Raw genomic sequence first — 13,601 nt, forward strand, 5'->3', positions numbered from 1 at the left:
CGCGCAGGTGTCGGTGGCGCGGGCGCAGCGCGGGGCGAAAGGCGCAGCCGCCGGGCAGGTCGGTGAGCGCCGGCGGGTGGCCGGGTACCGGCACGAACGCGCGATCGGGCAGCGCGTCGAGCAGCCCGGCGGTGTACGGGTGGGCCGGGGCGTCGAACAGCGCCTCGGTGGGGCGGTGCTCGACGATCCGGCTGGCGTACATCACGGCCACGGTGTCCGCGACGCGGCGCGCGTCGGCCAGGTCGTGCGTGATGAGCAGGACGGCCGCGCCGGTGTCGCAGCGGCGGCGCAGCAGGTCCAGCGTGTGGTCGACGAGCGGCCGGTCCAGGCCGGTGGTGGGTTCGTCCGCGAGCAGCACCGGCGGGTCGGGTGCGAGCGCCAGCGCGGTGGCGAGCCGCTGGGCCATGCCGCCGGACAGCTGGTGCGGGTACCGGTCCAGGTCGGCCGGGTCGAGGCCGACGTCGGCGGCGATCCGGTCGGCGGCGGCCGGCGCGTCGCGGCGGGTGTGCCCGTGCGCGCGCAGCGTCTCCTCCAGCAGCTTCCGCCCGGTACGCACCGGGGTGAGCGCGGTGGCGGGGCTCTGCGGGACCAGCCCGACGCCCCGGCCGCGTACGTGCCGGGCGAGGTGCCGCTCCCCCGCGCCGATCAGGTCGACCTCGTCGCGTCCCGGCGCGCGCAGGCGGGCGTGCCCGGTGACTGCGGCGTTGCGTGGCAGCAGGCCGAGCAGGGCGTGCGCGAGGACGGACTTGCCGCACCCGGACTCACCGACCACCGCCAGCAGCTCGCCGGGCCGCAGCGTGAGGCTGAGGTCGGTGACGGCGTGCACGAGCGCGTCACGCAGCCGGAAGCGGACGGTCAGCCCGTCGACGGTCAGCAGCGCCGGGGCGGTCACAGCTGCAGCTCCGCCCGTACGCGCGGGTCGAGGCGGTCGCGCCACCGGCCGGTGAGCACGGCGAGCGCCAGCGTGGCCGCCACGAGCAGGAGGCCGGGGACGATGCTGGCCCACCAGGCGCCGGTGAGCAGCGACCGCTGCCCGTCGTTGATCATGTTGCCGATCGAGGCGAGGTGCGGCGGCAGGCCGAGGCCGAGGAAGGACAGCGCGGTCTCGTGCCAGACGGCGTGCGGCACCATCAGCGTTGTCGCCAGCGCCAGGCGCGGCAGCACGTGCGGCAGCAGGTGCCGGGTGAGCACCCGGGCCCGGCTCGCGCCGCCGGAGATGGCGGCGTCCACGAACGGCCGGTTGCGCAGGCTGAGCAGCTCGGAGCGGACGATCCGGGCGGTGGACAGCCAGTGCGTCAGCGCGATGGACGCGATCACCGCGCCCAGGCTGGGGCGCAGCATCGCCACGATGAAGATGCCCAGCAGCAGGTGCGGCAGCGCGGCGACGGTGTCCACGACGCGCATGAGCGCCCGGTCGACCCAGCCGCCGACGCTGCCGGCGAGCGCGCCGACCAGCCCGCCGATGACTGCGGCGACGAGCGCCGCGACCGCGCCGACAAGCAGCGAGACGCGCAGGCCGTAGAGGCTGCGCAACGCCACGTCGCGGCCGAGGTCGTCGGTGCCGGCCAGGTTGTCGGCCGACGGCGCGAGCCGGGTACGGGAGAGGTCGACGGCGCTCTGGTCCAGCGGCCACAGGACCGGGGCGAGCAGCGCGGCGGCTACCACACCGGCGAGCACCACGACGGCGACAGTCGTGCCCGCGCTGCCGGGGCGGCGCAGGCGCCGGACGCGCGCGGGGAGGGCGAGGTCAGTCATCGAGGCGTACCCGGGGGTCGGCGGCGGCGTAGGCGAGGTCGGTGAGCAGGTTCGCGGTCAGCACCACGACGGCGGTGGCCAGGGTGGTGGCCGCGAGCAGCGGGAAGTCGGCGCCCAGCGCCGCCTCGACGGTGACCGCGCCGAGGCCGGGCAGCGAGAACACGGTCTCCACCAGGACCGCGCCGCCGACGAGTTCGGGCAGGTGCGTGCCGACCAGGGTGAGGAACGGCAGCAACGCGGTACGCAGCGCGTGTCCGAACAGGACGACCCGGCCGGGCAGTCCCCGGGCGCGGGCGGCCAGGACGTGGTCGTCGCGCAGGCTCTCGGCGACCGCGTCACGGACGAACAGGACGAACCACGGGGCCTGGGAGATCGCCAGCACCGTCACCGGCAGCACCAGGTGCCGGGCCACGTCGGCCGGGTCGGTGCTCGTGGCGGTGATGTCGGTGAGCCCGCCGGCGGGCAGCCAGCCGAGGCTGAGGGCGAACACGGCGATCGCCGCGAGGCCGATCCAGAACACCGGCATGGACTGCACGGCGTACGCGACGGCGCGCAGCGCCCGGTCGAACCAGCCGCCACGCCGGTACGCGGCCAGCGTGCCCAGCAGCACGCTCGCCACCAGCACCAGGGCCAGCGCGGTGCCGACGAGCAGCAGCGTCCATCCGGCCCGGGAGGCCAGCACCGAGGTGACCGGCTCGTGCCGGCTCGTCGACCAGCCCAGGTCGCCGCGCAGCAGGTTGCCGACCCAGCGGGCGTACTGCACCGGCAGCGGGTCGTCGACACCCCAGTTGGCGCGGATCTGCGCCAGGTTCTCCTCGCTGGTGGTGAACGCCGCCGCGCCCGCGTACTGCTGGGCCGGGTCGATCGGGGAGGCGGCGCCCAGGGCGAACATGCCCATGCTGGTGGCGGCCAGCACCGGCACGGCGACCAGCAGCCGCCGCCGGACCACAGTGCCCGCCCCGGCCAGCCGCCGCCGTCCGGTCACGATTCTCTCGTCCAGGTGTGCACGTTCCACCAGATGCTGTTGGCGACGTCGTGCTCGTGCGGCTCGACCCGCGGCGTCACCCCGGTCACGGCGTCCTTCAGCACGTAGGTGTGCTGGAGGTAGGTGAGGAACACCCACGGCACGTCGGCGGCGAGCTGCTTCTGGAACGTGGCGTACGCGGCCTTGCGGGCGGCCGGGTCGGCGTTGTCCCGGCCGGCCTGCAACGCGGCGTCGGTGACCGCCGAGCGGTACGAGCCGGGGTTGAAGAAGCCCTGCCCGGCGAAGGCCGAGCTGAACAGCTTGTAGGAGACGAAGTCCGGATCGTACGGCGTGCCGTAGCCCATGATCAGCGCGTCGCGCTTCATGCGCGGGGTGATCGCGTCCCAGGTCAGGCCCTCCGGGGTGACAGTGATCCCGACCTTCTTCGCGTCGGCGGTGACGGCCAGTGCGAGTTCCTTGCGCAGGCTGTCGGTGGCCGGGTACAGGATCGTGAACGCGGCCTGCCGCCCGTCCTTGACCCGGATGCCGTCCGGGCCGGGCTTCCACCCGGCGGCGTCCAGCTCCGCCGTGGCGGCGGCGACGTCGGCGGCGGGCGTGCCGGCGATCGTCGGCTCGGCGTACTCCGACGTGGGCGGCACCGGCCCGAACGCGGGCTCCCCCGCGCCGCCGAGCACGCCGGTCACCATGGCCTGCCGGTCCACCGCGACGTTCAGCGCCTTCCGGATCGCGGGGTCGCCGGTGACCGGGTTGCCCATCGGCAGCATGACGCCCCGGTAGTCGGCGGTCGGCACCTTGTGCACCTGGTAGCCGTCGCGGCTCTCGAAGCCGGAGGCGAGCTTCGGCGCCAGCTCCGCCGCGTCGAACTCGCCGGCCCGCATCCGCTGGGCGCGGACGTTGTCGTCGGCGACGAACGCCACCACCACGCCCGAGTTCGCCGGTTTGCCGTCCCAGTACGTCTCGTTCGCCGCGAGCACGAGCCGGTCACCCGGGGTCCAGGAGGTGAACCGGTACGGGCCGGTGCCGACCGGCTTGCGGTTGAAGGTCGCCTTGTTGATGTCCTGCCCGGCGAACGCCTTCGCCGGGACGATCCCCAGCGCCAGCCGCTGCAGGAACGGCGCGTACGCGTACTTCAGCGTGAACACGACCGTCGCCGGGTCGGGCGCGGTGACGGAGGCGAGCATGTCCAGATCGGACCGCAGCGTGGAGTCGACTGCCGGGTCGAGCACCGCCTGGTAGGTGAACACCACGTCCTGTGCGGTCAGCGGGCTGCCGTCGTGGAACAGCACGCCTTCGCGCAGCTTCGCGGTGACTGTCTTCCCGTCCGCCGAGACGGTGGGCAGCTCGCGGGCCAGGGCGGGCACCAGGTCGTTGCGGGCGTCCCGGGCGACCAGCCCGTCGAAGATCAGCGACGCGCCGTCGACGCCGTAGTTGAGCACCGGGTTGAGCGTGTCCGGCTCGCCCGCGGTGGCGACCACGAGCGTGCCGGAGTTGCCCGGGCCGCCGGTCGACGCCGTGGGTGACGAGCAGCCGACGACGACGAGCAGGGCGGCGGCGAGCACCGCTGCCACGCGTACGGGCTTGGGTCTGATCGCCACCGGCAACCCCTCGAACACTCGTCTACGGATGGCAGCCGGGCGGGCGCTCCGGCGAGGATCGATCATCGCGTGCCCGAGCGCCCGCTACCGCCACTCTTCTGTAGTTGCCAACTATATGCAATACCGGCCGGTCGATGGCGGTGACCCGCCGGCCCCCGGTCTCGCTCACAAGGCGGCCGTGCTGCCCGCTGAATATGCTCGAGGGGTGGAGGACAGCGAGCAGGCGGTGCTGACCGGGATGTTGCAGTCGGCGGAGGACGCCGCCCCGGTGCAGGCGGTCGAGGCCGTCACCGGCGTCATCGCCACGGCGCTGAACGCGCGCGGCGTCTCGCTGCTGATCGCCGACCTCAGCGGTCGCGCGCTGGTGCGGCTGACCCACCAGCCGGACGGCGGCGGCGCCGGGCGACGCCACGGCGAGGAGGAGGCCGAGGTCCTCCCGTTCGACGGCGGGCCCTACGAACGCGCCCTCCGTCAGCAGGCCCCCGAGGTCGTCCCCGGCGACGGCACGTGGACCGTGCTGGCGCCGGTCACCGACCGCGGTGAGGCGATCGGCCTGCTGGAGATCGACCTGCCCGACGAGCCGGACGGCGACGTGGTGAACTGGGTCGCCCGTACCGCGCACGCGCTGGCGTTCGTGGTCATCGCCAACCGCAGGCACACCGACCTGTTCGAGTGGGGACAGCGCACCACCCCCTTCACCCTCTCCGCCGAGATCCAGCGCCGCCTGCTGCCCGCCTCGTTCACCTGCGAGGCCGGCGCCTTCGCTCTCTCCGGCTGGCTGGAACCCGCCGCGAGCGTCGGCGGCGACACCTTCGACTACAGCCTGGCCCGGGACCTGCTGCACCTCAGCGTCACCGACGCGATGGGCCACGGCGTGGCGAGCGCGCTCACCGCCACCCTCGGCGTGGGCAGCCTGCGCAACACCCGCCGGCGCGGCCTCGGTCTCGTCGCGCAGGCCGAGGAGGCCAACCGGGCGGTCGCGGAGCACGCCAACGTACGCGGCGCGTACGTCACCGCCGTGCTGGGCCGTATCGACCTGACCACCGGACGCTGCGAGCTGCTGAATGCGGGGCACGTCCCGCCGCTGCTGGTCCGGGACGGCCGGGTCGTACCCGTGGAACTGCCGGGCAACTTTCCGTTCGGGATGTTCCCCGGCGAGAGCTACCGCAGCGCGGAGCTACCGCTGCTGCCCGGCGACCGGCTGGTGGTGGTCACCGACGGCATGCGCGAACGCAACGCCGCGGACCTCGACCTGGCCGCCGCCCTGCTCCGCCTCGCCCACCTGCATCCCCGCGAGGCGGTCCGGGCACTGTCCGACGCGGTGCTGGAGATCGCCGGGCCGGCTCTGGCCGACGACACCACGCTGCTCGTCGTCGACTGGTACGGCGGCCACGGGCCACGCCGCAGCACCGCCGGCGCGGACAGCGCCCGTGTCAGCCCGGACGAGGAGCGTTCAGCGCACCGCCGTCGGTGAGCCGTCCTCGGCCTCGCGGACCGTGCCGAAGAGCGGGATGACGCGGTCCACCGAGGTGATCGAGAAGACGTTGCGGATCGACTGGCGTACGACGGCCAGACCGAGCCAGCCGTCGCGCTCCCGCAGGTTCTTGTAGACGAGCACCAGCGCGCCCAAGCCGCTGGAGTCCACGAATCCGACCTGGGTCAGGTCGACGACCACCGTCCGCGCACCGGTCTCCACCACCTCGAGCAGCCGGTCACGCAGCTGAGGCGCACTGGCCATGTCCAGATCGCCGACGACCTCGATCACCGGGCCGACGCGCCCCTGCCGGGTCGTCACCGAGAACTCCACCACGCCCCCTCAACCGCGCCACCGACGGCACCACACTTCTACCCACCGTGCCAGATATCCGCCCTGATCGCCTCCCGTAGGTGCGCGACGGCTCAGCGGCCTCGCCGCAACGTGGTGGAGGACACCTCAGTGCCGGTCGAGCCCGGTACCGGAGCGGGGATCCACACCTCGGCGGCGGCCCGGCGCCGCTCGGCGAGGCGTACCGCCGGCCGCATCGCCAGGCCGGCGAGCACGAACAGCCCGCCGAGCACCAGCCAGCCCGGGGTGCCCCAGCCGAGCAGCAGCGAGGTCAGCAGCACCGGGCCGAGCATCCGGGCGAGCTGCGGCGCCATGCCGAAGAAGCCCTGGTACTGCCCCTGCCGGTCGGGTCGGGCCAGGGTGAAGCCGACCTCCCAGCCGCTGGCCGCCTGCACCATCTCGCCGAACACCTGCACCAGTGCCGCGCCCAGCAGCACCGCCGAGGCCACCCACGCGCCGCCGACCATCCCGGAGACCGCGTACGCGCCGCAAGCGACAAGCAGCACCCAACCGGCGTGCCCGCTGGCCCGCGCCGCCGTGCCCGGATCGGTCACCCGGCGGGCCACCCGGACCTGCCACAGCACCACGCACAGCATGTTCACGGTGAGCACGATCGCGCCCATCGGCGCCGGGGCGTCGGTCCGTTCCGCGATCCACAGTGGCAACGCCAGGCTGAGCAGCGGCATGTTCAGGCACATCACCGCGTTCAGCAGGGTGATCAGCGCGTACGGGCGGTCGCGCAGCACGGCCAGCCGGCCCGGCTCGGGTCCGGCCGGGACCGGCGCCGCCGCCTCGGGCAGCCGGCGCACCAGCAGGGCCGCGGCCAGGAAGCTCGCCGCGTCGAGCGCGAAGGCGGACAGGTACGCCGGGCGGCTGTCCGCCCAGAGCACGAGCGCGCCCAGCCCGGCCCCGGCGGCCAGGCCGGCGTTCGAGACCGACTGCAACCGGGCCCGTACCGCGGTGCGCCGCGCGGGCTCGATCAGCCCGACCAGCAGCGCCTGCCGGCTGGCGGTGAGCCCGGCCTGACAGGCGGCGTAGCAACATGCGAGCAGCACGAACAGCGGGAAGGAACGGATCACGAGGAAGCCGCTGAGTGCGGCGGCGGTGGCGACGGCGAAGACGACTGTCATCCGCCGCGCGCCGTAGCGGTCTGCCAGCTGGCCGGCGGGCACCCCGGCGAGGATGCCCGTCGACCAGCCCACGGTGAGGGCGATCCCGACCTGCGCCGGGGACAACCCGACCACCCGGATGAAGAACAGCGCCGAGCAGGCGTAGAACGCGCCGTCACCCACCGAGTTGGCGAGCTGGGCCAGGGCCAGCACCCGGACCCGGCGGCCGGTGTCGACATCGGTCATTGCTCGTCCCCCGTTCGCCGTGCTCCTTCCTCCATCCAAGACCTGCGGATTGGCTCACAGAAGCGCCGATTCCAGGCGATTCGATTGGGCCAATGTAGGGTCGTCGCGGTGGACGTACACGTGAGCCTGGCCGGCCCCGGCGACCGCGCCACCCGGATCCACAGGCAGTTGCTGGAGGCGATCCTGGACGGCCGGCTGCGGCCCGGCGAACGGCTGCCACCGACCCGCGAGCTGGCCCGGCGGCTCGACGTCTCCCGCAACACGGTCGCCGTCGCCTACGAGCGGCTGACCGCCGAGGGCCTGCTCACCGCCCGGGTCGGCGCGGGCACCTTCGTCGCAGGCGAGCCGGTCGCCCGCGCCCGGCCCCGTCCGGCACCGGCCGGTGGCGTACGCCCCCGCGCGTTCTGGGCGTCCGCCGCGCCGGCCCCCACCGCCGCGCCCCGACCGGGCCACGACTTCCGGGCCGGCACCCCTGACACCGGGCTGTTCCCGCTGGCCACCTGGCGGCGGCTGGTCGCCGGGGAACTGCGCACCGCGACGATCCGGGGCGGATACGCCGACCCGGCCGGGCACCAGGGCCTGCGTACCGCCGTCGCCCGTTACGTGGGACTCGCCCGCGCGGTACGGGCCGCGCCCGAGGACGTCGTCGTCACCCACGGCGCCCAGCAGGCGTTGGACCTGATCGCCCGGGTGGTGCTCGAACCGGGCGACCGGGTGGCGGTGGAGGAGCCCGGCTATCCCCCCGCCCGGCGGCTGTTCGCCGGCCACGGCGCGCGGGTCGTGCCGGTGCCCGTCGACGACCAGGGCCTCGACGTTCGCGCGCTACCAGGCGACGCGCGGCTGGTCTACGTCACCCCGTCCCACCAGTTCCCGCTGGGCGTCCGGATGTCCCCGGCCCGCCGGGCGGCGCTGCTGAACTGGGCGGCGGCCCGGGACGCGGTGGTCGTGGAGGACGACTACGACACCGAGTTCCGCTTCTCGGCCCGCCCGCTGGACCCGTTGCAGACGCTGGACCGGGCCGGGAAGGTCGTCTACGTCGGCACGTTCTCCAAGACCCTGCTGCCCATGCTGCGCCTCGGTTTCCTGGTCGCCCCGGCGTCGCTTCGCCCGGCGCTGCTGGCCGCCCGGCAGCTCACCGACTGGCACGGCGACCACACCACTCAGGCCGCGCTGGCCCGGTTCATCGACTCCGGCGAACTGGCCCGGCACATCCGCAAGGCGACCCGGGTGTACGCCGAGCGGCGCGACCTGATCGACGCCGCGTTGCGATCCGACCTCGCCGACTGGCTCGACCCGGTGCCGTCGACGGCGGGCCTGCACCTGTGCGCGCGGCTGCGCCCGGAGACCGGCGTCGACCTGCCGGAAGTCGTCGCCCGGGCGGCGGAGGCCGGCGTCACGGTACGCGAGATCGCCGGTTACCGGGCGGGCCCGCCCGGCCCGACCGGTCTGGTGCTCGGCTACGGCGCCGTCGGCACCGCCGACGTGCCCGACGGGCTCCGGTTGCTCGCGCGCAGCTTCCGCGGCTGACCGTCGGCGACGCGGATTCCTCCGGGCTTCGAGCAACCCCGGGAGCCTCACCTGGCGTGACTATCCCGAATCTGATCGGAGGTCCGGATGAGTGATCGCGACACGGCGTTCGCGGAGTACTTCTCGGCGAGGCACCGCGCCATGCGCGCCACCGCGTATCTGCTCTGCGGTGACTGGCACCGCGCGGAGGACCTGGTCCAGACCGGGTTCACCAAGCTGTACCTGGTCTGGAACCGGGTCGACCGGCACGACGCGCTCGACTCCTACGTGCGCCAGATCATCGTCCGGTCCTTCCTCGACGAACGGCGGCGGGGCTGGTGGCGGCGGGAACGGGTGGGCACGCCCGACGCCGATCCACCGGCGCCCGCGAGTCCGTCCGAGGACCGGCTCGTGGTGCTCCAGGCGCTCGCCGCCGTACCGCCCCGGCAGCGCGCCGTCCTGGTCCTCCGCTACTGGGAGGACCTGCCGGTCGACGAGGTGGCGGCGCTGCTGAACTGCTCGCCGGGAACGGTGAAGAGCCAGTCCGCCCGGGGCCTGGACACGTTGCGCGGCCTCCTGTCACCCATGCACTCATCGAGCGAGAAGGGGCAACGATGAACGGAGACCAGCTGCGCGAGGCGCTTCGCGACGAGATGCTCGGCGTCGCCGCGCCGCCGCGACCGAGCACGGACGGCATGCTGCGCTCCGCCCGCCGGGCACGCAACCGGCGCCGGGTCATCCGGGCGTGTGCCGGATCGGCGACGGCGGTAATCGCCGTCGCGGGTGTCGTGGCCCTCGCCACCCCGGACGGCGGCGACCGACGCCCGCCCGCCGCGCTGCCGCAGACCGCCCCGTCGCCGGACGACAGCGCCGAGCCGATGCCGACCGGGCCCGACGGCCTGCCCCAGGAGGACCGCACCGCGCGGGCGGGCACCCGGTACCACAAGGCCGTCCTGCTGCTCGACCAGCTCGTCACAGTGGTGCCCGCCGGCTACACCGCTGAGAAGACCGTCTCCAGCAAGACCGGGAAGGAGACGCTGGGCACGCACGAGGCCAACTTCATCGGACGGGCCGACGGCGCCGAGCTGTGGAGCTACACGGCCTCGGTCGACGTGGCGAAGGGGACGTGGAGGGGACGCCTGCTCACCGAGGTGCACACACCGGGGAACCCGCTGCCGACCGAACCGTGTGGCCTGGCGCGCGCGTTCTGGGGCATGGGGGGCATGGGGGGCGAGTGCCAGCCGATGACCGTCGGCGACGCGACTGTGGGTGTGGTGGTTCGTCCCGGCGCGGACGACCGGTTCGACCAGTGGGCGGCCTACCGGCACCCCGACGGCATGGTGGTCTTCGTGGCGCAGGGCGCGTACGACAGGCAGACATCCGCGTCCCCGCTGCCGTTCACCGCGCGCGAACTGGCGACGCTCGCCGTCGACCAGCGGCTGCACCTTGGGTAGCCCCGAGGTGGGCGCGGCTGAACTACCCTCGCGCCGGTGAACACTGTGGAGATCGATGCGCCAGTCGTCGGTGTGACCGTCTACCCGGACCGCGCGCGGGTCACCCGCCGGGGTGGCCTCCGGCTCGCCGCGGGGGAACATCGGGTACGCGTCGCGCCGCTCCCGCTGGGCCTGCGGCGGGACTCGATCCGGGTGGGCGGTCACGGCCCGGCCACCGTGCTCGGTGTCGACGTGACCGCCCACCGGCAGGCCCGCAGCACCGACGCGCAGGTCGTCGAGCTGGAACGGCGGCGGCGGGAACTCGCCGACGAGGTGGCCGAGGTCGAGGACACGGACGCGATCGAGGCCCAGCGCGGCGAGTTCCTCACCCGGCTGGCCGAGCGCGCCGGTGGCACGTACGCCCGGGCCCTGGCCGCCGGCGACGCGGCCCCCGCCGACGTCGCGGCCTTCACCGAGTCGGTGTCCGGTCAGCTCGCCGAGTCCCGGGCCCGGCGGCGCGGGCTGGCCCGGCGGCGCACCGACCTGGCGGAGGAGCTGGCCGCCGTCGACCGCGAGCTGGCGGCGGCGCGCGGCAAGCGGGCGCCGGACCGGCTGGCCGCCGAGGTGTCGGTCTCGGTGGACGCCGACGACGCCGAGGTGGAGCTGGAGCTGACCTACCTGGTGGACGGCGCCCGCTGGACCCCCTCCTACGACCTGCGGCTGGTCGGCGACACCATGACCGTCACCTGGTTCGGGCTGGTCAGCCAGGACACCGGGGAGGACTGGCCGGAGTGCGAACTCCTGCTCTCCACCGCCCGCCCGGCGGCGGCGAGCGGCGTACCCGAACTGTCCCCCTGGTATCTCGACCGGCTCCGCCCGCAGCCGCCGATGGCCGTGTCAGCCGCGTCGTTCGACGGCATGGTGCCGCCCCCGGCGCCCGGCGCGGCGCCGCCGCCGGGCCGGGCCGGCGCGGCCCGGTCGGCGGCGGTCCGGCCGGCCGTGCGGGAGAACGTGGCCGAGGTCGAGCAGGGCGTCACGGCGGCGACCTACCGGCCCGCCCGGCCGGTGGTGGTGCCGGCCGACGGCAGCGCGCACCGGGTGACGGTCGCGGCGCTGGAGCTGCCGGCCCGGCTGGACCACGTCAGCGTGCCGGTACGTGCCGCCGAGGCGCACCTGCGGGCTACGGTACGCAACACGTCCGACCACACGCTGCTGCCCGGCCCGGCGTCGGTGTTCCACGGCGCGGACTTCGTCGCGGCGACGCGGTTGACCATGTGGGCGCCGGGCGAGGAGACCGAGCTGGCGCTGGGGGTCGACGACCGGGTACGGGTGGAGCGGAAGCTGCACCGGCGTACCGAGAGCAGGGCGACGCTCGGGTCGACGCGGCGGCGGGAGGTGGAGTACCGGATCACTGTCGCGAACCACACGCCCCGCCCGGCCACCGTCGAGGTGCGCGACCAGTTGCCGGTGTCCCGGGACGAGTCGGTGGTGGTACGCGAGACGACGCTGACGCCGCCGCCCGCCGAGCGTACGGAGCTGGGCGAGCTGACCTGGCGGCTGTCGCTCGCGCCGGGCGAGAGCGGCGAGATCGCGCTGGGCTTCCGGGTGGAGCTGGCCAAGGGCGTCGAGCTGACCGGCTGGCGGGAGTAGCCGCACGCGTTAGGAAGGGCCCCTTCTTATGCAGAATGCGTTAAGAAGGGGCCCTTCCTTCGGTCCGGTCAGACGCGGCGACGACCGTACAGGCCGGCGAAGATCGCGACGCCGATGGCCGCGAAGCCGACCTGGAGCGCCAGCTCGATCCAGTCGATGCCGGGAGTGTCGGCGACGCCGAACGCGCCGGCCACCAGGGTGCCGACGAGCGCGGCGACCACACCGATGAGCAGGGTCAGCCAGATCGGGATGTTCTGCTTGCCCGGCACCACCAGGCGCCCGAGCGCACCGATGACCAGGCCGATGATGAGCGCGGTGAAGAAGCCCGTGATCTCCACGAGAGGCGTCCCTTCCCTCGGATGTGTTGGCGCCTCGCTGGTTGCCCCGATCAACCGTCCGGCCAAACGTACGGTCCGATTTCGTCACAGAACTGTCATGACCGGGCCGGTCAGTGCTCCGAGTGCTGGCGGCGGCGCGGCGCGCCGGGCGGCTCGTCCCGGTCGATGCGCAGTTCCCGCTCCAACTCGGCGATGACCATGCGCAGGTCGTCCAGGCGCTGACTGATCGCGATCCGGTCCACCTCGTCCGGTATCCCGTCGCCGTCTTCGTCGTAGTCCGGCGCCAGCCCTTCGGTCATCTCCAGCCGGCGCGCCTCCTCCATCGAGTTGACGATGACCGCGATGAGGATGTTCAGCAGCAGGTTGACCGCGATCATCACGAAGCTGACGTAGTAGAGAAGCGTCCACGGTGACACCTCAAGGCCCTGTTCCAGCAGGTCCGGCAACGTCTCCAGGGACAGCAGCACGAACAGCGTGACGAGGGAACGGCCGATGTCGCCGTACTGCTCGGGGTAACGGTCGCCGAAGATCAGCCAGCCGGCCATGCCGTACACGTAGAGCGTGACGGCGGCGAGCGCGAGGAACCCGGCGACGCCGGGCAGGCTGCGCCACAGCGCCGTGACGATGGTCCGCAGGCCGGGCGAGAAGCGGACCAGCCGCAGCACCCGGGCGACCCGGATGAACCGCAGCACGCCCGAGTCGCCGTGCAGTCCCGGGATGAAGATGGCCGCGGTGACCAGCAGGTCGAAGACGTTCCAGCCGTGCCGGAAGAAGTCCTGCGGACGGCGGCCGTACGCGAGGATCCGGATGGTGATCTCCACGACGAAGGCCGCCCGGAACATCAGCTCCGTCCACCGCAGCACCGGCCCGGCGGCGCCCAGGTTCGGGTACGTCTCGATACCCAGCACCACTCCGTTGGCCATGATGAGCACCACGATGGCCACCTCGAACGGCCGGGACGCGACGAGCCGGGCACAGTGGCCCGCCAGCCCTCGCCTCCCCGTGCTCGTCCGGCGACCGCCGCGCGGGGTCGGCACCGTGTCCCCGATCAGCGCCTACCTCCACGACACGAGGTCCGGGCAACGTACGGACGACGGGGGGTAGTCACCCGGACACTTTAGTGGATCACCGACGGCGCGCGGTCACGGCCGAGGCCCGG

At 73.9% G+C, this 13,601-nt stretch carries 13 protein-coding genes; 5 read left to right on the top strand and 8 right to left on the bottom strand.

The window, feature by feature from the left end; translation table 11 throughout:
• From MCBG_RS17175 to MCBG_RS17190, 4 genes are all read right to left on the bottom strand, one after another.
• Nucleotides 1–892, bottom strand: an 892-nt coding sequence (locus tag MCBG_RS17175) for an ABC transporter ATP-binding protein (protein ID WP_223201252.1), incomplete at its 3' end; no start/stop codon positions are given.
• The gene (locus MCBG_RS17180) at nt 889–1,755 is read right to left on the bottom strand and encodes an ABC transporter permease (RefSeq protein WP_043327024.1); all 867 of its coding nucleotides are present in this window, start codon (nt 1,753–1,755) and stop codon (nt 889–891) included. The genes MCBG_RS17175 and MCBG_RS17180, both read right to left, overlap by 4 nt.
• Nucleotides 1,748–2,740 (bottom strand): ABC transporter permease, encoded by a 993-nt coding sequence (locus tag MCBG_RS17185; RefSeq protein WP_043327026.1) that lies wholly within the window; start codon nt 2,738–2,740, stop codon nt 1,748–1,750. Before MCBG_RS17185 ends, MCBG_RS17180 begins: the two co-directional genes overlap by 8 nt.
• A complete protein-coding gene (locus MCBG_RS17190) occupies nt 2,737–4,335 on the bottom strand; it encodes an ABC transporter substrate-binding protein (RefSeq protein WP_043327028.1) in 1,599 nt (532 codons plus the stop codon). The genes MCBG_RS17185 and MCBG_RS17190 overlap by 4 nt, the downstream gene beginning before the upstream one ends.
• 205 nt (nt 4,336–4,540) lie before the next feature.
• On the opposite strand from MCBG_RS17190, the gene MCBG_RS17195 reads away from it, so the two are divergent.
• Complete coding sequence (locus MCBG_RS17195; RefSeq protein WP_051611261.1) at nt 4,541–5,809, top strand: PP2C family protein-serine/threonine phosphatase; 1,269 nt, start codon at nt 4,541–4,543, stop codon at nt 5,807–5,809.
• Here the strand turns inward: MCBG_RS17195 and MCBG_RS17200 are convergent.
• Together MCBG_RS17200 and MCBG_RS17205 are read right to left on the bottom strand one after the other, a co-directional pair.
• Nucleotides 5,789–6,130, bottom strand: coding sequence for an STAS domain-containing protein (locus MCBG_RS17200; protein ID WP_231915651.1), 342 nt, complete (start codon nt 6,128–6,130; stop codon nt 5,789–5,791). The two genes, MCBG_RS17195 and MCBG_RS17200, sit on opposite strands and share 21 nt — an antisense overlap.
• Nucleotides 6,131–6,234: 104 nt before the next feature.
• Nucleotides 6,235–7,515 carry an MFS transporter gene (locus MCBG_RS17205; RefSeq protein ID WP_051611264.1) on the bottom strand — a complete coding sequence of 427 codons (1,281 nt, stop codon included), beginning with the start codon at nt 7,513–7,515 and terminating at the stop codon, nt 6,235–6,237.
• A 108-nt stretch (nt 7,516–7,623) separates the two neighbouring features.
• On the opposite strand from MCBG_RS17205, the gene MCBG_RS17210 reads away from it, so the two are divergent.
• From MCBG_RS17210 to MCBG_RS17225, 4 genes are all read left to right on the top strand, one after another.
• Nucleotides 7,624–9,042, top strand: coding sequence for a MocR-like pyridoxine biosynthesis transcription factor PdxR (locus MCBG_RS17210; protein WP_043327031.1), 1,419 nt, complete (start codon nt 7,624–7,626; stop codon nt 9,040–9,042).
• Between the two features lie 87 nt (nt 9,043–9,129).
• The gene (locus tag MCBG_RS17215) at nt 9,130–9,639 is read left to right on the top strand and encodes a SigE family RNA polymerase sigma factor (protein WP_043327033.1); all 510 of its coding nucleotides are present in this window, start codon (nt 9,130–9,132) and stop codon (nt 9,637–9,639) included.
• Nucleotides 9,636–10,475, top strand: coding sequence for a hypothetical protein (locus MCBG_RS17220; protein WP_043327035.1), 840 nt, complete (start codon nt 9,636–9,638; stop codon nt 10,473–10,475). The genes MCBG_RS17215 and MCBG_RS17220 overlap by 4 nt, the downstream gene beginning before the upstream one ends.
• 36 nt (nt 10,476–10,511) lie before the next feature.
• Complete coding sequence (locus MCBG_RS17225; protein ID WP_051611266.1) at nt 10,512–12,104, top strand: DUF4139 domain-containing protein; 1,593 nt, start codon at nt 10,512–10,514, stop codon at nt 12,102–12,104.
• Nucleotides 12,105–12,172: 68 nt separating this feature from the next.
• On the opposite strand, the gene MCBG_RS17230 is transcribed toward MCBG_RS17225, so the two are convergent.
• Nucleotides 12,173–12,442: a GlsB/YeaQ/YmgE family stress response membrane protein gene (locus tag MCBG_RS17230; protein WP_043327037.1), complete on the bottom strand. Its 270-nt coding sequence runs from the start codon at nt 12,440–12,442 to the stop codon at nt 12,173–12,175.
• Nucleotides 12,443–12,552: 110 nt separating this feature from the next.
• Nucleotides 12,553–13,479, bottom strand: coding sequence for an ion transporter (locus tag MCBG_RS17235; RefSeq protein WP_043327039.1), 927 nt, complete (start codon nt 13,477–13,479; stop codon nt 12,553–12,555).
• Nucleotides 13,480–13,601: the final 122 nt, after the last annotated feature.

This window comes from Micromonospora sp. M42, assembly GCF_000568915.1.
GTDB lineage: Bacteria > Actinomycetota > Actinomycetes > Mycobacteriales > Micromonosporaceae > Micromonospora > Micromonospora chalcea.